18 protein-coding genes and 2 pseudogenes are annotated in these 21146 nt (G+C 71.7%); 6 read left to right on the top strand and 14 right to left on the bottom strand.

Translation table 11 applies throughout. The annotated features are described in order from the left end of the window. Window positions 1-98: 98 nt before the first annotated feature. The 6 genes from ABZZ20_RS28940 to ABZZ20_RS28915 all read right to left on the bottom strand — a co-directional run bounded on the left by ABZZ20_RS28940 (window position 99) and on the right by ABZZ20_RS28915 (window position 6326). Entirely contained in the window at window positions 99-920 is an 822-nt protein-coding gene (locus tag ABZZ20_RS28940) for a 4'-phosphopantetheinyl transferase superfamily protein (RefSeq protein WP_356874532.1), read from the bottom strand. Then, the gene (locus tag ABZZ20_RS28935) at window positions 917-2875 is read right to left on the bottom strand and encodes a polyketide synthase (protein ID WP_356874530.1); all 1959 of its coding nucleotides are present in this window, start codon (window positions 2873-2875) and stop codon (window positions 917-919) included. Before ABZZ20_RS28935 ends, ABZZ20_RS28940 begins: the two co-directional genes overlap by 4 nt. A gap of 32 nt (window positions 2876-2907) precedes the next feature. After that, window positions 2908-3636 (bottom strand): phosphopantetheine-binding protein, encoded by a 729-nt coding sequence (locus ABZZ20_RS28930; protein WP_356874528.1) that lies wholly within the window; start codon window positions 3634-3636, stop codon window positions 2908-2910. 33 nt (window positions 3637-3669) lie between these two features. Then, entirely contained in the window at window positions 3670-4458 is a 789-nt protein-coding gene (locus ABZZ20_RS28925; protein ID WP_356874526.1) for a ScbR family autoregulator-binding transcription factor, read from the bottom strand. A 97-nt stretch (window positions 4459-4555) separates the two neighbouring features. Continuing rightward, window positions 4556-5404: an AfsR/SARP family transcriptional regulator gene (locus ABZZ20_RS28920; RefSeq protein WP_356874524.1), complete on the bottom strand. Its 849-nt coding sequence runs from the start codon at window positions 5402-5404 to the stop codon at window positions 4556-4558. 304 nt (window positions 5405-5708) lie between these two features. Further along, a complete protein-coding gene (locus tag ABZZ20_RS28915; RefSeq protein WP_356874522.1) occupies window positions 5709-6326 on the bottom strand; it encodes a ScbR family autoregulator-binding transcription factor in 618 nt (205 codons plus the stop codon). A gap of 626 nt (window positions 6327-6952) precedes the next feature. On the opposite strand from ABZZ20_RS28915, the gene ABZZ20_RS28910 reads away from it, so the two are divergent. After that, window positions 6953-7834, top strand: a complete 882-nt coding sequence (locus tag ABZZ20_RS28910; RefSeq protein WP_356874520.1) for a ScbA/BarX family gamma-butyrolactone biosynthesis protein — start codon at window positions 6953-6955, stop codon at window positions 7832-7834. A 20-nt stretch (window positions 7835-7854) separates the two neighbouring features. On the opposite strand, the gene ABZZ20_RS28905 is transcribed toward ABZZ20_RS28910, so the two are convergent. Beyond that, complete coding sequence (locus ABZZ20_RS28905) at window positions 7855-8700, bottom strand: NAD(P)H-binding protein (RefSeq protein ID WP_356874518.1); 846 nt, start codon at window positions 8698-8700, stop codon at window positions 7855-7857. Window positions 8701-8834: 134 nt separating this feature from the next. Between ABZZ20_RS28905 and ABZZ20_RS28900 the strand changes: the two genes are divergently transcribed. Then, entirely contained in the window at window positions 8835-9497 is a 663-nt protein-coding gene (locus ABZZ20_RS28900) for a ScbR family autoregulator-binding transcription factor (RefSeq protein WP_356874516.1), read from the top strand. On the opposite strand, the gene ABZZ20_RS28895 is transcribed toward ABZZ20_RS28900, so the two are convergent. Further along, window positions 9490-11019, bottom strand: coding sequence for an FAD-dependent monooxygenase (locus ABZZ20_RS28895; RefSeq protein WP_356874514.1), 1530 nt, complete (start codon window positions 11017-11019; stop codon window positions 9490-9492). The two genes, ABZZ20_RS28900 and ABZZ20_RS28895, sit on opposite strands and share 8 nt — an antisense overlap. Before the next feature lie 267 nt (window positions 11020-11286). On the opposite strand from ABZZ20_RS28895, the gene ABZZ20_RS28890 reads away from it, so the two are divergent. Beyond that, window positions 11287-12171, top strand: a complete 885-nt coding sequence (locus ABZZ20_RS28890; protein WP_356874512.1) for a sigma-70 family RNA polymerase sigma factor — start codon at window positions 11287-11289, stop codon at window positions 12169-12171. A 98-nt stretch (window positions 12172-12269) separates the two neighbouring features. Here ABZZ20_RS28890 and ABZZ20_RS28885 read toward each other — a convergent pair whose 3' ends face one another. From ABZZ20_RS28885 to gdhA, 6 genes and pseudogenes are all read right to left on the bottom strand, one after another. Then, window positions 12270-12659 (bottom strand): DUF6009 family protein, encoded by a 390-nt coding sequence (locus ABZZ20_RS28885; protein WP_356874510.1) that lies wholly within the window; start codon window positions 12657-12659, stop codon window positions 12270-12272. Next, complete coding sequence (locus ABZZ20_RS28880; protein ID WP_356874560.1) at window positions 12656-14206, bottom strand: phage/plasmid primase, P4 family; 1551 nt, start codon at window positions 14204-14206, stop codon at window positions 12656-12658. The genes ABZZ20_RS28885 and ABZZ20_RS28880 overlap by 4 nt, the downstream gene beginning before the upstream one ends. Before the next feature lie 17 nt (window positions 14207-14223). Then, window positions 14224-15345 carry a bifunctional DNA primase/polymerase gene (locus ABZZ20_RS28875; protein ID WP_356874509.1) on the bottom strand — a complete coding sequence of 374 codons (1122 nt, stop codon included), beginning with the start codon at window positions 15343-15345 and terminating at the stop codon, window positions 14224-14226. A 457-nt stretch (window positions 15346-15802) separates the two neighbouring features. Beyond that, window positions 15803-16033, bottom strand: a pseudogene (locus tag ABZZ20_RS28870) (EamA family transporter); the annotation flags it as partial. An 8-nt stretch (window positions 16034-16041) separates the two neighbouring features. Then, on the bottom strand, window positions 16042-17406 hold the full coding sequence (locus ABZZ20_RS28865) for an AMP-binding protein (RefSeq protein WP_356874507.1): 1365 nt from the start codon (window positions 17404-17406) through the stop codon (window positions 16042-16044). Window positions 17407-17551: 145 nt separating this feature from the next. Then, a complete protein-coding gene (gdhA, locus tag ABZZ20_RS28860) occupies window positions 17552-18907 on the bottom strand; it encodes an NADP-specific glutamate dehydrogenase (RefSeq protein WP_356874505.1) in 1356 nt (451 codons plus the stop codon). 233 nt (window positions 18908-19140) lie between these two features. Between gdhA and ABZZ20_RS28855 the strand changes: the two genes are divergently transcribed. The 3 genes and pseudogenes from ABZZ20_RS28855 (at window position 19141) to ABZZ20_RS28845 (ending at window position 20900) form a co-directional block, all read left to right on the top strand. After that, window positions 19141-19461, top strand: coding sequence for a hypothetical protein (locus tag ABZZ20_RS28855; protein WP_356874503.1), 321 nt, complete (start codon window positions 19141-19143; stop codon window positions 19459-19461). A 182-nt stretch (window positions 19462-19643) separates the two neighbouring features. Further along, window positions 19644-20135 (top strand): annotated as a pseudogene (locus tag ABZZ20_RS28850) (transposase); the annotation flags it as partial. 225 nt (window positions 20136-20360) lie between these two features. Then, on the top strand, window positions 20361-20900 hold the full coding sequence (locus ABZZ20_RS28845) for a hypothetical protein (RefSeq protein ID WP_356874568.1): 540 nt from the start codon (window positions 20361-20363) through the stop codon (window positions 20898-20900). The last annotated feature ends 246 nt before the right edge of the window (window positions 20901-21146 follow it).

Raw genomic sequence — 21146 nt, 5'->3', positions numbered from 1 at the left:
AGGAATTGCGCGGGAATCCGGTCGATACGTTCTCCAGGGATGTTCCAGCGGTGGCACATTTCCGGCCGGATATGACCTCGGGGATTTCCCCGCTCGGCTCAGGCTCCGACGATTTCCGGCAGGACCAGGCGACGCGGAGCGGCCCGGCCCCAGGGAAATCCGTGGTGCAGATGGACGGTCGGCGGGTTCTCCGCATCGACCTCCACCGCGACCGCCGCCAGCACATCGGGTACCGGCTCGATCTCCAGGAACCGCCAGCGGTCGGCCGTGTCGTCGGCGGGCGGCCGGAAGGACAGCACGCCCCGGTCTTCGGCCAGGGTGAACACGAAGGAGTCGAAGGGCAGGCCGAGTCCGAGGCCACGGGCCTTGGAGTAGGCCTCCTTCAGCGTCCACAGCCGCAGGGCCCGCCGGTCGCGCGGCCGCCCGGGGGCAGCGTGGGCGATCCATTCCTGCTCCTCGGGGGCGAACGTCACGATGACGTTGTCCAGACCGAGTTCGCCCCGGTCCAACCGTTCCACGTCCACACCGATGCGCTGGTCGCGGGAGACGCCCAGCAGGTTGTACGCCCGGGCGTGCGAGAGGTTGAAGTCCAGTGCGCCGGCGCCGCGCGGGAGCCCTCCGGCGGGCGACTGGAGGAACGGCCGCCCGCGCGCGGAGCGCCAGATGATGGCCTCGGCCTCGGGGATTCCGGTCTCCAGCGCCAGCACCCGGCGCACCAGGGCGTGGGCGACGAGGTACTGGCGGCGGTCGCGTTCGAAGAGGAAGCGCCCGGCCACCTCCTGCTCGTGTTCGTCCAGCCAGTACGCGGCCAGCGTGGCGGCGATCCCGGGCGCGAGGTCCTCGTTGGGGCAGAACCACAGCTTGATCGGGGCCGGACCGCTCTCGTCGTGGCCCGCGGGGCGGGGAGCGGGCGCGGTCATGCCGGCCCCTTCTGGCCGCCCAGCCACAGCGGGGTGCGCAGGAACGCGGACGCGGGAAGCGGCACCGCCACGGTGCCCGCCCCGTCGGCCTGCTCCAGCTCGGCCCAGTCGACGTCCAGTCCCGACAGCCACAGGCCCCGCACCTGGTCCAGGTGCCCGGCCTGCCAGAGCGCGGCGAGGTAGTCGCCGGTCTCCGGTACCCCGCCCAGGTCCAGCGGGTCGGCGCCCCCGTCACGCAGATCGGCGCACGGGGCGGCGCCCGCCGCGAACTGCTCCAGGGCCCGCACCAGTTCTCCCGTGTCGCCGACGACGACCGCGAACCGGCAGTCCATCGCCGCCCGGCCGGTGCGCAGGGCGCGGGCCAGGACCGCCAGGGGCGGCACCGGGGCCGCTCCGGTCAGCAGGTCGACGAAGCGCCCCGCGGTCGCGGCCAGATGGGCGGGGGTGGGCGCGGAGAGCACGAAGAGCTCCCGGGCGACCGGGGACCGCTCCGCGTCGGCGACTGCCGTAGCTTCCGCAGCTGCCGCGGTGCCGGGAACGTATTCCTCCAAGATCACGTGCGCGGCTGCGCCTCCGGCTCCGCACACGCCGACGGACATCCGGCGGGGCTCACTCCGTTCGCCCTCCCATGCCTGCGCCTCGGCCCGGACACCACCGGGCGCGAGGACCCGATGGCGCAGTTGGAGCAGGGCCCGCGTGAGTACGGCGACCCCGGTCGCGGCCCCGGCCGCTCCGACGAGGGGGCGTACGGATGCGGCGTCGTCGCTGACTGCGACGGTGGCGGCGTCCACTCCGGCGGCCTCCAGGGCCGCGCGCAGCACCCGCTGTTCGGACGCGTCCGCCGGGACGGTCGGAGCGGTCGGACCGGTCGGAGCCAGGGGGCTGCCGGGGGCGGCGCAGGCCTCGCGCAGGGCCCGGGCGGCGCGCGCGGCGGCGTCCGTGCGTCCGCCCGCGACCCGGGGGCGGCGGCCGGGGCCGGCGCCGCTCGGCTGCGGCGCGGTGTGGCCGACCGCGCTGCCGCGGATCACGCCGTGGACGGTGTCCCCGTCGGCCACGGCCCGCGCCAGGGGCTTGAGCAGCAGCGCCCCGACCCCCTCGCCGGCGCCGGGGCGCCGGCTGGACGGATGCAGCAGCAGCCGGACGCCGCCCACGAGCGCGGCAGCGCATTCGCCGGCGCGCAGGGCGGCGACCGCGAGATGGAGGGCGACGAGCACCGAGGATTCCGCGGTGTCGACCGACTGGCTGGGGCCGGTGAGACCGACCAGGGACGAGAACCGGTTGGGCAGGCTCCCGTGGCCGCCGCCGGGCAGCTGCCGGTGCCACTCGCGCGTCCAGGTCCGGGCCGCGAGCAGCGCGTAGTCACCGGTCCCGGCGCCCGTGAACACCCCGACGCTGCGCGCGGTCCCGTCCGCGGCGGTGAGGGCGTCCAGGCGGCTTCCGGTGCATCCGGCGTCCTCCAGGGCTTCCCAGGCCGTCTCCAGGAACAGGCGTTCCTGGGGGTCCATCAGGGCGGCCTCGTGCGGGTCGATCCCGAAGAACTGCGCATCGAAGTCCTGTACGCGCTCCAGATAGTGGCCCGGCTCGTCGCCGGGCCGGCCGGCCGGCGGCACCGAGGCGCCGCCCTCGCCCTTGCACACCCGCCGCCAGAAGGCGGCGAGGTCGGGCGAGCCCGGGTAGCGTCCGGCCATCCCGACCACGGCGATCGGCTCGGCGGGCGGGGCGCCCGCGCCGCCCGGGGCCGGGCGCACCGCGGCGGGGGACGGCCCGTCCGCGGCGAGCTCCGGGCCCGCCCCGGGACGTGGGAAGGCCACCGGCGCCGCCCCCGTGCCGCCGGTGGCCGTAGCCCCTCTCCCGGCGCTCCCGACACCGGTGCCGGTACCGGTCAGCAGCGCGGCCACCTGGGCCCGGTCCAGATGACCGTTCTTGAACCGGGTCAGGACTTCCTTCTCGTCCATCTGGACGCGCTCCTCAGAGAAAGGGACAAGCTTCAGCTGCGGCGGCCGAGCAGCACGAGCGCCTCGTCCACGCTGAGCCGGTGGTCGCGGACCGCGTCCAGCAGGATGTCGAGTTCGCCCGCCGCCCGCGGACGTGCGGCAGCCGCGGGCACGGGCACCGGTTCGGTCGCCCGGACGGGCCGGGGTTCCGGTACGGGGCCGCCCGTGCGGGCCGCGATGTAGGCGGCCATGGCGGCAAGGTTGGGGTGCTCGTAGAGCAGGACGGACCGCTCCGTGAGGCCGAAGGTGCGGTTGACGACCGCGATGAACTCCGCGCCCACGATGGAGTCCACGCCGAGCACGTTGAAGGCGGCGGTGGTGTCGATGTCCCAGGCGTCGCAGCACAGGATGGCCGCGAGCTGCTCGCGCAGCACCTCCGCGATCTGCGGGGAGGCGGCCGGTCCCGGCGCCGGTACGGGGGCCGTGGCGCCGGCGGGAGCTGGGGCAGCGGCGGGAGCTGGGGCAGCGGCGGCACTCCTGGCCGCCCGCCCGACCTCACGGGCGAAGGACGCGGGCGTCGGGTGGTCGTAGAGGTCGGTCGCGCGCACCCGCAGTCCGTACCGGGTGTTGACGACGGCCACGAATTCCACGACCAACAGCGAGTCCAGCCCGAGGGAGTGGAAGGTCTGCTCGGGATCGATCTTCTCCGGCTTGACCCGCAGGACGTCGCCGAGTACCCCGATGAGGTCCGTCAGTACGTCCGCAGGATGTTCGTTCGTCATCGGTGGCTCCTCCAAGCCTTCGGTGGCACACGGTCAGACCGCGCTGGCTGAGAACTCCGGCCGGTACCTTCGCTCCGACCGGTCGGGCGCCCGGTCAGCCACACGGTCGGCCACGCGGTCGGCCGCCGGATGGCCCGCCGGATGCCCCGCGGAACCGTCCACGAAGCCTTCGCCGGGGCCCTCCACGGGGCGGGGCGGACAATCGAGCACCGCCGTCCCGAGGCGGTACTCCCCCTCCGCACCCTGGGGCACCAGGATCGGCAGCAACAGCGACCACAGCCCGGACACCCGGCGCTGGAGCTCGACGTAGGGCATGGCGGTGCCGGCCAGCGCCTCGATTCCGCAGGCAGCCGCGGCGACCAGCGACTCGACGCTCTCCCAGCGGCTCTCGGGGCGGAGCTCGCCCGCGTCCCGGGCCTGCCGCAGCAGCCCGCAGACCGTCGTGAGCCAGGTCTGGTGGAAGTCGGTGACGAGCTGCGGCAGGCCCGCGCACTCCTTGGTGATGCGGAAGCTGGCCGGGATCGCGGGTTCCTCGCGGAGGTTGCGGGCCAGCCAGTGCGTCGTGTCGACCAGCGTCTGGAGCGGAGAGGGCTGCGAGGCGCACAGTTGCCGCACCGCATCCTGGAGCAGCGTGCAACCGCGCAGCTGGACCGCCCGCGCCAGGTCGTCCTTGGAGGCGAAGTGGAAGTACAGCGCCCCCTTGGTCACACCGGCGAACGCGGCGATCTCTCCGAGCGTCGCGTTCGCGTAGCCGTTGCGGTGGAACATCTCGGCCCCCGCGTGCACCAGCTTCCTGCGGGTCCGCTCCGACCTCTCCTGCACCGCCCTGCCTCCTCGACCCCGACCTGTGACTGTCCGGGTGCGGGGTGGGACATCCGAGCCGTCCGCGCCCGCGTCCCCGGTGTGGCGTGCGGCCATGTCAGCCCACGCGTACGAGTCGCTCGCTGTTGGTATCCGCCGCTCCGACGGGACTGTCGGGCCCGGCCATGAGGATCGAGCGCTGCAGCCTGCGCAGGGAGGCTGACGGTTCGAGTCCCAGCTCGCGCACGAGCGTTCCGCGCAGCCGCTGGTAGACGTCGAGCGCCTCGCCGCGGCGGCCGGAGCGGTGCAGGGCCAGCATGAACTGGCCGTGCAGGTTCTCGTGGGTGCGGTACCGGCTGGCCAGCACCGTCAGTTCGGCGAGCAGCTCCCGGTGCCGACCGATCCGCAGATCGGCCTCAATGCGCTGGTCGAGCGCGCACAGCCGCGTCTCCTCCAGCCGCCGGGTCTCCATGTCCAGCTGGATGCCGCCCTGTACGTCGGCGAACGCCGGACCCGACCACAGGGACAGCGCCTCGCGTAGCAGCCGGGCCGCGCCAGGGAAGTCACCCGCGTCCATGGCCCGGTAGCCCATCCCGGCGAGCCGGTCGAACTCGCGGACGTCACTGGTACCGCCGCCGCTGTTGAGCAGGTAGCCGCCGGGCAGTGTGACCAGCACGTCCTTCGCCGTACGCCGACCTGCGCCGCCTTCGTTCCCTTCGCCGTCCGCGCCCTGCTCCAGGGCGGTCGCGATGAGGGCCCGCAGCTGCAGTACGTAGGTCTGCAATGTGGTTCGGGCGCTGCGCGGCGGGGTGCCCGCCCACAGTTCCTCGATGAGTGCCGACACCGGAACGACCTGGTCGGCATGGAGCGCCAGGAGCGCCAGCACCTGCCGCGGCTTGGGGGCGGTCGGCGTGATGGAGCGTCCGTGCTCCCGCACCGCCAGAGTGCCCAGTACTTCGATGTCCACGCCGTACTCCCCTGTCCGTGGATGAGCCTGCCTCAGTAAAAAACAGGACCGGCGGTTTGTCAATACAAAACCGACCGAGCTGTTTTATTTCTTAGCCCACCTAACGACTTCCAGAAAACATACTCTGACCTGCGAATATGTAACCGAAGCCGAACGAGAACCGGTCCGAGGCCCCCTGTGCATCCGGTACAGAACGGCCCTAGAGGCCTAGAAACAGACCGCATGGTCTCTATTTGGTGGCCCCTACACGAAAGCCCCGGCCCTGCGCGCACCCGCGCAGGGCCGGGGCACCGTCGCGCGGTCCCTACCGGGGGCGGGTCCCTCCGGCTTCAAGGCCCCCGAGCAGGGCCGGGGGCACGAGCGTCGGCAGCAACAGCCGCCAGAACCGGGTGATCGTGGCGGCCGAGAGCCACGTCGCGTCCCGGGACCCGAGCGCCTCGAAGCCCACGGTCGCGGCCACCACGGTGGTCACCGCGTCCCGGGCCGTCGTCTCCGGGCGCAACTCCCCCTCCGCGTCGGCCTGTTTGAGCACTCCGTCGACCCACGCCTGCCATTGCCCGCGCAGATCGGCCCGGGGCGGGCGGGACACCTCGCCACCGAGCTCGAAGCCGGCCCGCAGCACCACGTCGGCGCCCAGCGCGGCGACGAGCCCGTGGGTGACGTCGACGAGGAGCTGCACACGACTGCTCCCGGCCGGCGCGACGTCGGTGACGACCAACAGCCGGACGAGCGCCGCCTCCTCGACGGCGTCCGCCAGAGCGGCCTTGCTGGCGAAGTGGAAGTGCAGTGCTCCGTTGCTCACCCCGGCCCGCGCGCTGATCGTGCTGAGCGAGGACGCCGAGAAGCCCTCACGATCGAAGACCTCGGCTGCGGACCGGATCAGGGTTTCGCGCGTGCGGGCCGCGCGCTCCTGCTTGACCATCGACTGCTCCGTCACTGCGAGGGATCGCCACACCTGCAGAAGGGCAGGTCGGCGTCGTTGCTGCGGAGCTTCGCGAGGGAGCTGATCGTGACGGCGCCCCCGGCACCACCTCTCACGGGCACGACAGGCTCTCCCCCAAGATGCAGGCCCCAACTCACTTTAACAAACCGTCTATGCGGTTTTGCTGGGACTGCACACACCTTCGACAGCACCGAAAACGGGGCCGGGTCACCCGCGACGTCCGGACAGTCCTGCAGACCGCACTTGAAAGCGGCTATTGCCCCACTCGACACACCAGGCACCCTCGTGACCGCAGCGCCCGGAGCCGGCATGGGGTGGAGCCCATGAGGGCCCATCTGACCAGCGGAAATAGACTAATCGGAATAAATCCCTCCGTCTCACGCAGGAGCGGAGGGTCAGGTACCCCTAGAAATTAAACCGGTTGGTATGTATCTTTCCCGGCCAGAGGCACACCACGCCCTTCTCTCGTCAGAGCAAGCCCAGGGGGAGCAATGTCTGCGAGCACGTTTCACGTTGAGCGTCCAGTCGTCGCGTACCGCGCAGGACTCGTCACCGATTCGCCTTCACACCCCGCCGACTTTCAGTACCCCACGCTGACCGCCACCGTGCCCAAGGAGTTCGTGCACCGCGCGGCCGTCGCAGAGGTCATGCTCACCAACTGGGAGCGCAAGGACGACACGCGTTTCCGAGTCGCCGCCCAGTGGCCGCGCAGCCACAGCTTCTTCACCCCCATCGACGGGCACTACGACCCGCTGATGGCCGCCGAGACGATACGCCAGGTGGGCTACCTCCTGGCCCACGCCGAGTTCGGTGTCCCGTTCGGTCACCAGTTCCTGCTGTGGGACATCGAGCTCGCCGTCCACCCCGAGCACCTCGAAGTCCGCCAGACCCCGGCCTCCCTCGACATGGAGGTCACGTGCACGCGCATCAAGCGACGCGGCAGCGGCGACCTCGTCGGTCTGCGGTACGAGGTGGCGGTCCTGCGCGACGGCCACCTCGCGGCGACCGGCGGCGTCTCCTTCACCTGCACCAACTCCGCCGCCTACCAGCGGGTCCGGGGGGAACACGCCCTCAACGGCGACCAGCAGCCGCTGCCCCTGACGGCCCCGGCGGCGCCTCAGAGCGTCGGACGCACCTCGCCCGTCGACGTCGTCCTGTCCCCCGTCGCCGAGCCGAACCGCTGGCGGCTGCGCGTGGACACCCGCCACCCCGTGCTCTTCGACCACCCGGTCGACCACGTACCGGGCATGCTGCTGATCGAGGCCGCCCGCCAGGCCGCGGCCGGGGCCCTGGGGGCCACGTCCCTCCTTCCCCTCGCCATCACCAGCGACTTCAAGCGGTACGTCGAGCTGGGCGTCCCGTGCGTGATCGACGCCGCTCTCGTGCCGGTGCGCCAGCCCGACGGCCGGCGCACCGTCCTGGTGACCGGCCACCAGGAGGGCGTGCTCTGCTACAGCGCCAGCGTGACCGCTTCCCCGCAGGGATGACGCCCCGTCCCCTCACTGCCTCACCCCGAGGCGAACGCGGCCACGTGTCCGCGTGCCCACGTTCCGAACGATGTCGCAGGACGACCCGTCAGCTCCAGGACCGTGTTCTCCACCCCGGCCTTCGCACCGTCGCGCTGGCGCTGCGCACTCTGCAGCAGTGCCTCGACCACCGGTTCGGGGTAGCGCCGGCGCAACGCGGCGCGGGTCTGCTCGCAAGTGAGCTCCTCGAACCGGATCGGACGGCCCAGCAGGGCGGCGATCTCGGCCGTCTGCTCGACCGCCGTGATCGCCGCCGGACCGGTCAGGGTGTGGATGCCGCCCGTGTGCCCGTCCTCGGTCAGGGCCCGTACGGCGACCTCCGCGACGTCGCGGGGATCGACGCACGCGTTGGCCGACGATCCGTACAGGGCCCGCACCACGTGGTCCGTACGGACGGACTCCGTCCAGGAGAGGGCGTTGGACATGAAGGAGCGGGGGCGCAGCAGGGTCCATCCCAGTCCGGACCCGCGCAGCAGGTCCTCGTTCACCCGCTGCCACCGGGTGATCAGGTCCTCGGCCCCGGGATCCGCGACGGCGGCGGCGGAGAGCTTCACCACGTGGTGCACTCCGGCCGACCGCGCGGTCTGAATGACGTGCGCGTCGTCCTCGCCAACCCGGTTAGTCACCAGGAACAGGGCCCTCACCCCGCTCATGGCCCGCACCAGTGACTGCGGATCGCCGTAGTCGCCGTACACGATCTCGGCCTGGGCAGGTGCGCCCACGACCCGGGCCGGCTCCCGGGCCATGATGCGAACTCCCAGGTCAGCGGGGAGTCGCCGGACGACTTCCCGCCCTATCGTCCCGGTGGCACCGGTTACGAGGATCATGAGCTTCCTTTCCGACCTGACTAATTTCCGCGCCGGAGACCGACCGAAGGTGGTTACCCGCTGTAAGATACGTACTGCGCGGTTTTTATCCATGAACCCCTCCGCCGGTTCGCACGCTCCGTGGAGGAGGCACTGTGGCTGAGCAAGTCCGAGCTATCCGTACCCGCCAGGCCATCCTCATGGCTGCTGCACGGGTCTTCGAGGCCCGTGGGTACCAGGCAGCCACCATTTCCGAGATCCTGACGGCCGCTGGCGTCACCAAGGGAGCCCTGTACTTCCACTTCCAGTCCAAGGAGGACCTGGCCCAGGGGGTGCTCGCCGAGCAGGACCAGCGGCTCGTGGCCCCCGACCGACCGTCCAAGGTGCAGGAACTGGTGGACATGGTCATGCTGCACGCCTACCGCCTACAGACCGACCCCCTGGTCCGCGCGGGAGTTCGGCTGTCCATGGACCAGCAGCCGGGTCTCGACCGCAGCGGTCCCTTTCTGCGGTGGGGCGAGGTCTGCACCGACATGTTCACCAAGGCAAAGGCCCAGAGTGAACTGCTGCCCCATGTCGTGCCGGCCGAGAGCGCGGACGTGTTCGTGGGCTCGTTCGCCGGCATCCAGTCCATGTCCCAGGCCATCTGCGACTACGGGGACCTGTCGCACCGGGTGTCCGCATTGCTGCGCCACCTGCTGCCCAGCATGACGCTCCCCTCGGTCCTCGCTTCCCTGGACCTCTCCCCCGCCCGTGGGGCCACGGTCTACGCCGAGGCCCTGCGGGTGGCGGACGAGCAGGAGGCCGCGGTCAGCTGAGCCGTGCACCGGTCCCCGCGTGCACGGCCGTCCCGGCGACCGTGCACGCGTTCCCGGCGAAGTACACCGACAGCGCGGCGGCCAGTTCGTCGCCGCCCGGCACCCAGGCGAGGTAGCCGTCGGGCCGTACGAGGAGCGCCTCGTACGGCACCTCGGGCGTGGGCAGGGCGTGCACCACGTGCAGGACCGGCTCCCAGCCACGGGCCTCGTCCCGGTAGCGCTCGCCCCCCTCGCCCAGGAGCAGGAGCAGTGGGCGGCCGTCCTGAAGGAGCCCGATCACGTCGGTCTCGCCGGTCTGCGTACGGAGCGCCGCATTGGGCAGGAACGTTCCCGCATGGGGGGAAGGGCACCCCGTGTGCCCGGGGAACACCGTGTCCTGGGCGCTGATCATGCCGCTGAGCCGCCCGTGGTCCCGGTCCCCCGCCAGCATCGAGGTGAACACGCCCCGGAGCGAGTCCAGTTCGGAGCCCGGCCGCATCAGGGCGAGCTGGGCCCGGGTGTTGTCGATGACCCGCCGGGCGGCCGGGCGGCGCTCCAGGTCGTAGGTGTCGAGCAGATCCGCGCCGGCCCCGCCGTGCGCCGCCAGGGCCAGCTTCCAGCCCAGGTTGAGGGCGTCCAGCACCCCGGTGCTCAGGCCCTGCCCGCCGATCGGGAAGTGCACGTGCGCGGCGTCCCCCACCAGGAAGACCCGCCGTTCGCGGAAGGTCCGGGCCAGCCGCGTGAAGTCGCTGAAGCGGCTGAGCCAGCGCGGGCCCTCCATTGCGACGTCGCGGCCGGCGATCCAGGACACCTCCTCGCGCAGCTCCTCCAGGGTGAGCGGCAGCTGCCGGTCGCCGTGGGCGCCCGCGCAGTTGAGGGTGCGCAGGTGCGTCCTGCCCTGCTGGTCCCGCTTGGCCACGATCCAACCCCGGGGCGTCCGGTGCCAGCCCTCGGTCAGCGCCTGCGGATCGGCGAGGGTGACCGCGCCCATCAGCGCGGAGACCGTTGCGGGATGGGTGTCGGAGGCGATGCCCGCCAGCTCCCGGACCGTACTGCGCGCGCCGTCGGCGCCCACCAAGTAGCGGGCGCTGCAGAGCACCGGGCCCTGCGGCCCCTCGGCCGTGATCCGTACGCCCTCCGCGTCCTGGACGAGGTCCGTCACCCGGTGCTCGCGCAAGATCCGCGCGCCCGCCGCTCGGGCCCGTGCCTCGAAGCGGCGTTCCAGCTCCGCCTGGGGGCACTTGAGGATCGGCTCCGGTTCGTTCTCGGGAGCCGTGATGACCAGGCCGGGCAGCCCGGCGAAGTGGAAGGGGCTGGCGCCGGCGGCGCCGGCCGGCGCCGCGGCGGGCGGCAGGTGGCCGCGCCGGGCCAGGCACTGCACCGCCCTGGCGTGCAGGGTGGTCGCCTTGGGCCGCTCGGAGACGCGGGCCTTCGGTTCGAAGAGCACGGTGTCGACTCCGTAGGCCGCCAGCTCGGCCGCGACGAGCATGCCGACCGGCCCCCCGCCGACCACTGCCACCTGTGCCTGTTGCGCCTGCATCATGTCCTCCCCCTGGCCGTCGGGGAGCGGGCGTACGGCACGGGATCGTGCCGGGCCCGCACGGAGTGCGAAGTGGCCGGGGCACGTGGTCGTGTGCCCTTCCCCCAGCGTTCCCGCACGACGAAGCCTTCCCCCCGGGCCGTTGCTCGTGCGACGAAGAGAAAATATACCGGCCGTCCCGTTTTTGCAATCGTGGGAGTCGACCTTCGATGCAACCGTCATGCTCGGTAGATCCATTACCAAGGACCTTGGCGACGAGGAATGTGACAGGTGAACGAGAGCTCTTTGCTGACAGACCGTTTCGAGGAACACCGGACGCACCTGCGGGCCGTCGCCTACCGCGTGCTCGGCTCGCTGAGCGAGGCCGACGACGCCGTCCAGGAGACCTGGCTGCGGTTCGAACGCACCGATACCCACGATGTGCAGAACCTCGGTGGATGGCTGACCACGGTGGTCGCGCGCGTGTGCCTCAACATGCTGCGTTCCCGCGGGAACCGGCGCGAGGAGCCCCTCGACGTACGACTGCTCGATCCGGTCGCCGGCCGCCAGGACGGGACCGACCCCGAACAGGAGGCGCTGATGGCCGACTCGGTCGGCCTGGCCCTCCTCGTCGTGCTCGACACCCTGGCGCCGGCCGAACGACTCGCCTTCGTGCTGCACGACATGTTCGCCGTGCCCTTCGAGGAGATCGCCCCGATGATCGAGAAGACCCCGGCGGCGACGCGGCAGCTCGCCAGTCGCGCCCGCCGCCGGGTCAAGGGGGGCACCCCTCTGCCCGGGGCCGATCTGGCGCGCCAGCGCCGGATCGTCGACGCCTTCCTGACCGCCACCCGCACCGGGGACTTCGACGCCCTGGTCGCACTGCTCCACCCCGGCGTCGTGCTCCGGGCCGACAAGATGGTCGTCCCGACCCCCGAGCCCGTCCTCGTCAGCGGCGCCCACACGGTGGCCAGGGGCGCGATGGCCGCCATGGCTCGGGCCCACGCCACGCAGCCGGTGCTGGTCGACGGAGCGGTCGCACTCGCGATGGCCCCCCTCGGGCGGCTGTTCCTGGTGCTCACCTTCACGTTGGAGGAGGACGCGATCACCGCGATCGACGTCATCGCGGAGCCGGACCGGCTGCGCCTGCTCGACCTCGCCGTTCTCGACGCCTGACGACGCGCACCCACCGGGGGCCCCGCTCGGAAGGCCGGCCCGTAACCGCCGGCCTTCCGGGCGGGGCCGCACCGCGGTACGCGCGTACCGGCCCGCCCCTACGGCAGGAGCTCGCGCATCGCCGAGGACATGGGGCCGCCCTCCGACCGCTCGGTCTTGCGCCCCTTGGTGCCCGGCGCCAGGGTCCGGGCGTCCACCGCCTCCGCCGGCGCGCCCCGCGCGTACAGCCCGTCGGGGGCGGAGTCCCGGTCGTGCGGAAGCAGCCAGAACACCCGCCGCCGGAAGGTGCCGGAGGAGCGGGACGGCTTCGCCTTCGGCCCCAGCAGGGCGTACCCGACCATCCGCCCGTCGCGGTGGTACGCGGGCCTGCCCCGCCGGGTCGGTAGCCGGTCCAGGCTCTGACGGACGTAGTCGAGTCGGCTGATGTCCTCGAGCCAGACGAGGTCCACTTCGTGGACGATCTCGTCCTCTGCGATGAGGGCGCTCATGCTGTCTCCTCGTCCGCGAGCAGGCCGATGCCCGGGTAGTACTTGCGCTGGTTGGACAGGATCATTTCCTTCGGCGAGGCCAGTCCCACCACTTCGCGGACGCGCGCCGCGAAGGCCCGGGAAGAAATCGCCGGGGCCCCTTCATTCTGGCACCAGCCCCGGTAGGCCGCGTAGAGCTGCGCCTGCTCCGCCCGCAGATCGGCCTCCAGCCGGCAGGTCTCGCCGATGAAGCGCCCCGTGTGGTCCTCGGTCTCCGCGTACGCCGTGGTCGCGATGCGGACCCGCTCGGGGCCCGTGAGGTCCTTGTCACCGCCGAGGTAGCGCCGGGCGCCCTCGATCAGCCAGTTGAGGATGCCCGGACCCTCCTGGGTGACGAGGATGTCCGCCAGGTTGTCGATCTTGCGGTCATCGGAGACGACCCGCTCGAACGGGATCAGCCGCATGCGCCGCCAGAACGCGAACCCGCCGGTGCCCACCTCGGGCCGGTGGTTGCCCAGCAACCACATCTTGTGCGTCGGCTCGAAGCTGAAGAAGTCCTGCCGCATCCGGCGCGCCTTGATGCGGTCGCCGCCGGTGAGCAGTTTGACGCGGGCCTCGTCGAAGCGGTCGCCCGGTTTGACCTCGCTGCACACGATCACGCGTCGCCCGTGCAGCTCTGCGAGGTCGGTCGGGTGCCCCTCGTACGGCCGTGACATCAAGAACCCGGGGGGCGCCGCATCCGCGTAGTCCCCGAGCAACTTCATCAGGACGTCCAGCAGTACGGACTTGCCGTTCTTGCCGGAGCCGAACAGGAACGGCATGACCTGGGCGCCGACGTCCCCGGTGACGGAGTAGCCGAGCAGCAGCTGCAGGAAGTCGATCATCTGCGCGCCCTCGGGCCCCTCGCCGAAGGTGTCGGTCAGGAAACGGTTCCACCGGGGCGTGGGCATCGGCTGCGGCGCCGCCGAGGTGGAGCGCGAGTGGAAGTCCTTCGTGGGCTCGGCGGGACGGATGTACCCGCTGCGCAGGTCCACGACGCCCGCTGGCGTGCACAGCGCGTACGGATCGGCGTCCAGCCGCGCCGCGTTGAGCACCATGCCCGGGGCGGACTTCGCCTGCGTGAGCATCGCGTTCATCCCGCTGGTGCTGAGCGTGCGGCGACGGTGCTGCAGCAGCGCGGCCGGGGTGTACACGCCGCGGGGGTCGATGGTGGCGATGGACTCCGCCAGGTCGCCCGCGGACCACATCACCGTGTCGTCCTCGTCGATCTGCCAGCGGGTGCCGTCCCAACGGAACCAGCCGATCCCCGGGACGTGCCGGTAGTCGTTGCAGTAGAGCTTGACGAACAGCTTGGCGTTGCCGCGGTCGGTGAGCGTGTCGGGCAGCAGTCCGTCCGCCGTCGCCTCACCACCCGTTGCCTGGACGCCCGTTGCCGGGGCTCCGTCGACCGTCTCCCGGCCGACGGCGTTCTCCCCCGCCTCCGCGGACTCCGGTGACTCCCGGGGCCCCGGAACGGGCTGGGCGAGGATCTGCGCGGCGACGGCTTGCACGTCGAAGCCGGACAGCATGCTGTCGTTCTCCACGCTCACACGCGGCCTCGGAGGGCCAGCGGGCGGGCCAGGCCCGCGCTCAGCCCGCCGCGGATGATGGCGCGACAGCGGCGCTCCTGGCCGGGGCGGGCCCGCTCGGCCGCCTCCTGCAGGGTCCGCAGGGCCTCGGTCTCGGTGACGTGCCCCGCGGCGACCAGTCCGCCGGCCGTATAGGCGGCGCGGTTCAATTTCTCGGAGAACGCGGCCCCTTCGGGTACGACGGCGCAGGCGGCGACCTCGGCCAGGACTCCCGCCAGGACCCGGTCCGCCGTCCCGCGTCCCCCGCCCGCCGCGATGACGGCCTGCCGGGCGCGGGGCGGCACGGGCCGGGGCCCGTGGACGGGCACGGAGGGCGCGGCGGGCAGGTGCCCGGTGCGCTCCAGCTCGCGGGCGAGCCAGGCCGGCAGCGGGGCGGGCACCCGGGTGGTTCCGACGGGCCGGTAGACGCCCGCCGGGGTCACGGTGCCCGGAGCCACGATGTACCCGCCGTGCGCCCGTACGTCGACCTGCCAGGCAAGGGCCCGACCGCCACCCGATCCGGCGGAGCACTGCCAGCGGTGGCCGCCGTCGTTGCGGTACCAGACGTGCAGGCCTCCGGACGGGGTCCGTACCCGCAGGGTCGACGTGTCGTCCGCCGGGCTGACGGCGCCGCGCAGGGCGGCCAGCACGCCCAGGGTGTGGAAGCCGTTGGCCAGTCCGGTCAGGTCGACCGTGTCGGAGATCCCCACGCCGGGGAGCAGCCGTCCCCGGTCGGGGAGTTCGCAGGCGTGCGCGTCGATGTCGATGACGACCAGGCCGGCGGGACCGGTGGCGACGCCGACACCGAAATCGGGATGGGCACCCCACCACTGCCGGATCCGGTCGAGGTCGAGCGTGGCCGCATGGAAGCCGTGGCACCAGCGGCCCGCCCGCAGGCACGCGCACGTGCTGCGGTCGTGGCCCGGGGCGCGGCACGCCTCGCAGTTGCCCACGGGCGTCTTGCGGCCTGTGGCAAGCGGGTGAACCGGCCATCCCTGGCGCGCACACCACCTGGCAGTCGTCAGAGGCTGCGCAGCGACCGGGGCAGCTCTTATGAACTGCCTTGGGTCGCTGCGCGAACCCCGCAGCTCAGCGGCCATTCACTTCCCCCATCAGCGACTGAAGCGACTCAACGCCCAACAACAGATTATCGAAACTGCTGGGAGACGAGAGTCATATGAGCCAGAACAGACGTACGCGTCATCAGCCAGGCCCAGCGACCGAGCGACCGGCCGGACAGCTACCGAATCCCTTTCGGTAGCTCGTTGAGTTGTCACAGAACACCAGGTCACAGACCCGTGCAAGACGAATCAGCGACTGAAGCGACTCAAGTCCCCTATATATGACGCACACGCGCACACGCGCACGCGCACGCCAATGTCTCCATATACCTGGACCTTGAGTCGCTTCAGTCGCTGTTCTCTCCACTTCAGGCCCCTGACCTGCGCATTTGCCGGTTCTCCCTGAGCGACTCAGTCATCGTTCAGTCGCTCGCGTTCAGTCGCTGCCCCCGCCCCCGCCCCTTCCGGGCCACTCAAGCCCCCCTGGGTCGTGGCTCTAGCGGGAAGCGAGCGGTCGCCTGACCGCGTGGGCCGCCCGGTCAGTTCGCGGAGCGCACCGGCCGCCCCGCCTGCGGGAAACGGCGACTCCAGCCAGGCAGATCGCCCCGCCCAGCAGGATCAGCGGGGCGGGGACCTCGTCGAGGGCGATCCAGGCGATCAGCACCACGACGGCGGGCATCGCGTAGGTGGTCGCGCCCATCTTCCCGGCGGTGGTCCGGGACAGCGCGGACGTCCTCAGCCCGCCTCCGCGCCGAACTCCCCCGTGAGCAGCAGCTTCTTCTGGGGCTTGCCCATGGCGTTGCGGGGCACCGCCGCGACGAACCGGACCTCCCGGGGCCGCTTGTGCACGGAGAGGTGCGCGGCGACGAACTCCGTGAGCTCGGCTCCGGTCACCCCCTCCGCGACGACGAATGCGACGATCCGCTGCCCCAGGTCCGCGTCCGGGACCCCCACCACCGCCGCCTCGCTCACCTTGGGGTGGTCCAACAGCGCGTTCTCGATCTCGCCGGCGCCGATCCGGTAGCCGCCCGACTTGATCATGTCGATGGAGGCCCGCCCCACGATCCGGTGGGCCCCGTCCGCCGCGTCGACGGCCGCGATGTCACCGGTACGGAACCACCCGTCCTCGGTGTACGCCGCCGCCGTGGCCTCGGGACGGCCCAGGTAGCCGGCGAACAACGTCGGCCCGGTGAGCTGGAGTTCCCCGATCTCGGCGCCCGGCTCTGCCGCGATCCGGGTCCGGACGCCCGGCAGCGGGGTGCCGACCGTACCGGGGCGGACCTCGCCGCCCGCGCGTCCGCTGAGGGTGATCAGCGTCTCCGTCATCCCGTACCGTTCCACGGGCCGCAGCCCCGTCAGTCGCTCCAGGTCCCGGAAGACGGGCGCGGGGAGCGCGGCGCTGCCCGAGACCAGCAGCCGGGCCCCGGACAGCGCGGCAGCGTCCTCGGGGGCCCCTGCGATACGGGACCACACGGTCGGCACACCGAAGTACAGGCTGCCGCCGGCCCTCGCGTACGCCTCGGGCGTCGGACGCCCGGTGTGCACGAGGCGGCTGCCGGTGCGCAGGGCCCCGAGGACGCCGAGCACGAGCCCGTGGACGTGGAACAGCGGCAGCCCGTGCACGAGGGTGTCCTCGGCGCTCCACTGCCAGGCTTCGGCGAGCGCGTCCAGGTCGGCCGCGAGGGCCGCACCGGTCAACACCACGCCCTTGGGCGCGCCCGTGGTGCCGGAGGTGTACAGCACCAGCGCCGGTGCCTCGGGCCCCGTACCTGACCCCGCCCCGGCCGCGGAACCCGACGAGCGCCGGGAGAAGTCCACGTCCACGAGCACCGCCCCGGAGTCCCGCAGGATGTGCTCGCGCTCGGCGGGTCCCGCATCGGGCGGCAGCGGTACGAAGGGCACCCCGGCCAGCAGCCCCCCGACCACGGCGGCGACGGTCTCCAGGGAGGCCGTCGCGGTCACCGCGAAGGCCGGTGCCCCGGCCACGTCCGCGGCCACCGCGCGTGCCGCGCCCAACAGTTCCTCGTATGAGGCGGTCCGCCCCGCGACGCCGATCGCGTCCTTGCGGTCCCCGTACACCCCGTCCAACGCGGTCAGCACGCGCGGCCTCCTCAGTCACGTCGTCGCCGGCAGCGCCGGCACTGTCGCCGGCAGCGCAGGAGGCCAGGCTACGGCGCCGCAGGACGGGAGAGCGGCCCGGGCACCCCGCTCTCCCCGGCCGCTCGTCCCGCCCTCCAGGACCGGATCAGATGACGCCCTGTGCCAGCATCGCGTCCGCGACCCGCTCGAAGCCGGCGATGTTCGCGCCGGTGACGTAGTCGCCCGGGGCCCCGTAACGCTCGGCGGTCTCGTACGCGACGGCGTGGATCGAGCTCATGATGGCCGCCAGTTCGTCCTCGACCCGCTGCGCGCTCCAGGCCACCCGCCCGGCGTTCTGGCTCATTTCGAGGGCGCTGACCGCGACCCCGCCCGCGTTGGCGGCCTTGCCGGGCCCGAACGCCACCCCGGCCTCCCGCAGGACCCGTACGGCCTCGGGAGTGGTTGGCATGTTGGCGCCCTCGGCGACCGCCTTCACCCCGCCCGCAACGAGCGTACGGGCGTCCTGCGCTTCCAGTTCGTTCTGCGTGGCGGAGGGGAACGCGACGTCCGCCGGAACGTCCCAGACGCGCCCGCCGGGCACGTAGTACGCCGAGGACCCGCGCCGCGCCGCGTACTCGCTCACCCGCCCGCGCTCGACCTCCTTGACCTCCTTGAGCAGGGCGAGGTCGATGCCCTTGTCGTCGACGACGTAGCCGTGGGAGTCGGAGCAGGTCAGCGGGTTCGCCCCGAGCTGCTGGAGCTTGTCGATCGTGTACAGCGCGACGTTGCCGGAGCCCGAGACCACGGCGGTCAGGCCGTCCAGGGACCCGCCCCGGACCTTCAGCATCTCCGCGGCGAACAGCACGCTGCCGTAGCCGGTGGCCTGCGGGCGGATCGCGGAACCGCCCCAGCCCTGGCCCTTGCCGGTCAGGACGCCGGCCTCCCAGCGGTTGGTGATGCGCCGGTACTGGCCGAAGAGGTAACCGATCTCGCGCCCGCCGACCCCGATGTCCCCGGCGGGCACGTCGGTGCGCTCGCCGATGTGTCGGTGCAGTTCGGTCATGAAGGACTGGCAGAAGCGCATGACCTCGGCGTCCGACCTGCCGCGCGGGTCGAAGTCGCTGCCGCCCTTGCCGCCGCCGATGCCGAGGCCGGTCAGGGCGTTCTTGAAGACCTGCTCGAAGCCCAGGAACTTCACCACGCCGATGTCCACCGAGGGGTGGAAGCGCAGACCGCCCTTGTACGGGCCCAGCGCACTGTTGAACTCGACGCGGTAGCCGCGGTTGACGTGGACCTGGCCCCGGTCGTCCTGCCACGGGACGCGGAAGAGGATCTGCCGCTCGGGTTCGGTGAGCCGCTCCACGAGGGCCACGGCCGGGTCGGCGTACTCGGGCCGCACGGCGAAGACGGGGGTCAGGGTGTCGAGGACTTCCCGTACCGCCTGGTGGAACTCGGGCTGCGCGGGATTGCGGCGCTCGATCCCGGTCCGCAGTTCTTCCAGCCTGTCCTTCGGGTCCTTCACGTGTGTCCCTCCAGGGAGTGCGGTGTAGACGACGGCAGGGGTGTCCGCGCGCTCCGAGCACGCACTTTCGGAAGATCCTTTCCGGATCTCGTTTCCCGGCGGAGGCTATCGCGCACGGCGCCGCTCCGGTGAAGGCTTCACGTCCCCGGACAAAAACCGCCCGCGCCCCCGGCGCTGAGCTTGTTCTTTAAGCCCTGGTGCTCCTCATGGCCTGTCACATGTACGGTGCCGTGGTGACAGATGGCCTGTACCCACGGCTGGCGGATGCGTTTCCGGCACTTGCTACCGAGATCGCTGAACTGCTGCGTGCTGAGGGTGAACCACTGGCCAAGGTGGTCGCTGACCTGCCCTACTACGGCCCGTGCACCTGTACCGCAACCTGTATCAACCTGCTGACCGCGCCGCCCGGTTCGTCGGGTTCCTCGGTGATCCAACTCGAACGCGACGGCGTGGACATCATCTGGCTGAGCACGGATCCCTCCCGGACCACTATCACCGACATTGAAGTCCTGGACGGACGCGATCTCGGCCCAAACGCCCAGCGATCTGGTTGACCACGTCACTTCCGCTGTCCGCCGGATACCCAAGCGGCCCGGGGCTGATCACATGACGGCCTCGAACGGCGCCCCGAACGTGATCGCCCGTACGGGGATTCCCAGGACGTGAACACGGCCTTTTCGTCTGATCCTGTGCTCCGACCAAAGAGGCACTTGACCAGCACGAAGGCCGTGAGGGAATGAGTCTGTTGCAACATGACGTCCGGCGGGAGGCGTTCGCGGCGGCGTCACACTTCCGGGACGACTGCTTCGACTGCCTGACCGCGCACGGGACACGCTGTTCGAGCTGACCGACGCGTTGCTGTGCGCTGACGGCCCGGTGACCACGCCGGTGGACCTGACGCTGACGGCCGAGCACCGGCGCGGGCACGGCGCCATGTACGACGCACTGAACAGCGGGAACGTCGACGTGCCGCGGCTGCGGCAGGTGCTGGCTGGGCTGCCGCAGCCCGAGGCCGCCGACGGGCGCCTGGTCCTGGGGGTGGACGTCACCCACTGGCTTCGGCCCACCGCACCGACCAGCGCGGACCGCTTGTTCTGTCACGTCTACGGCCCGCAGCGGCCGATCCTCGGATCAGTTCGTGCCTGGCTGACCCTACTCGTTCGTCGCCGCGCTCGAATCGGGCCGGACCTCGTGGGGCCAGATCCTGGACGCGCTGCGGCTGGGGCCGCTCGACGTCGGCGCCCGAGGCGTCGAAATCCCCGATGTTTCTCCGGGGCTCGGCGAGTGTGCGTCGGAGTTTCCGAGAGATGGGCCACCAGGCGGCGGCCGGAGTGTCAGCGCCATGTGCGAGCAGGCCCACGGGCGGCTTCGCCCCGCCCCTCCCCCGCGCGGGGGAGGGGCTCCTCCTGCGAGCCGACGCCTCGTCCGCGCCCCGGCTCGTAGCGTCGAGGTCATGCAATCCGAACCCGGGAAAACTCTCCTCCGCTGGGCATACGCGGCCGTCGCCTGGTTGGTGGTGAGCTTCGTGTGGCACGTGCAGATGGGCGTCATGTACGAGGACACGATGGATCCCGACGACGGCACTCCGGTGTGGCTCTTCCTCTCCTACGACGCCCTCATCGTCCTCATGTCGGTCGTCGGCGTGGTGTGCGTGCTGGCCACGGTCAAACCATGGGGCCGACGTGCGCCGTACTGGTTGGTACGCGCGCCCCTGTGGATCGGCTGCGCGGTACTGACGATGCGGGGCGTGCCTGGCCTCGTCGAGAACATCACCACGGCGACGGGACTCACTCCGCACGGCCTGCTCGGCATGGAGAAGGAGGCTGTCGACACAGGGTCATGGGACTTCTGGAAGACCATGGTGATCAACGGCTACTTCTTCCTCGGCGCGGTACTCCTCGTGCCGGCCACCGTGTTGTCCCGCCGGCGTCGACGCACGGCGAAGGCAACGCGAACGGTGGATCCAGCGCGACCCGCCCAGACGCGCTCCTGAGAGCTGCCGACCCTGAGGACGATGTCGGAGGCACGGTTCACGATGCTCGGTCACTGGAGTCGGGGCACACCAGTACACCTGACCGAGCGCCAGCCCTTCTTGGACTACAACCTGGAGAAGCACCATCCCGGCATTGACTCCCTCCGTCTGGCCCCCGAGGTCGCCGCAGCCTGGAAGGAACACAGCCGCACCAAGACGACGGTCCGCCGGTGCCCGACGGTAGGTCCGTCGAGGTCACCAGCCCCA

Origin of the sequence: Streptomyces sp. NPDC006430 (genome assembly GCF_040612395.1) — a bacterium.
Classification (GTDB): domain Bacteria; phylum Actinomycetota; class Actinomycetes; order Streptomycetales; family Streptomycetaceae; genus Streptomyces.
Note: the sequence above shows the minus strand (reverse complement) of the source record. Positions and strands in the feature narration are given on the sequence as shown.

Bases quoted from the DNA above. Each gene is read 5' to 3' on its own strand.
- ABZZ20_RS28845 (WP_356874568.1), top strand. From the start codon at position 20,361: ATGCAATCCGAACCCGGGAAAACTCTCCTCCGCTGGGCATACGCGGCC.
- ABZZ20_RS28895 (WP_356874514.1), bottom strand. From the start codon at position 11,019: ATGATGCAGGCGCAACAGGCACAGGTGGCAGTGGTCGGCGGGGGGCCG.
- ABZZ20_RS28885 (WP_356874510.1), bottom strand. From the start codon at position 12,659: ATGAGCGCCCTCATCGCAGAGGACGAGATCGTCCACGAAGTGGACCTC.
- ABZZ20_RS28935 (WP_356874530.1), bottom strand. From the start codon at position 2,875: ATGGACGAGAAGGAAGTCCTGACCCGGTTCAAGAACGGTCATCTGGAC.
- ABZZ20_RS28880 (WP_356874560.1), bottom strand. From the start codon at position 14,206: ATGCTGTCCGGCTTCGACGTGCAAGCCGTCGCCGCGCAGATCCTCGCC.
- ABZZ20_RS28915 (WP_356874522.1), bottom strand. From the start codon at position 6,326: ATGGTCAAGCAGGAGCGCGCGGCCCGCACGCGCGAAACCCTGATCCGG.
- ABZZ20_RS28905 (WP_356874518.1), bottom strand. From the start codon at position 8,700: ATGATCCTCGTAACCGGTGCCACCGGGACGATAGGGCGGGAAGTCGTC.
- ABZZ20_RS28940 (WP_356874532.1), bottom strand. From the start codon at position 920: ATGACCGCGCCCGCTCCCCGCCCCGCGGGCCACGACGAGAGCGGTCCG.
- ABZZ20_RS28930 (WP_356874528.1), bottom strand. From the start codon at position 3,636: ATGACGAACGAACATCCTGCGGACGTACTGACGGACCTCATCGGGGTA.
- ABZZ20_RS28875 (WP_356874509.1), bottom strand. From the start codon at position 15,345: ATGGCCGCTGAGCTGCGGGGTTCGCGCAGCGACCCAAGGCAGTTCATA.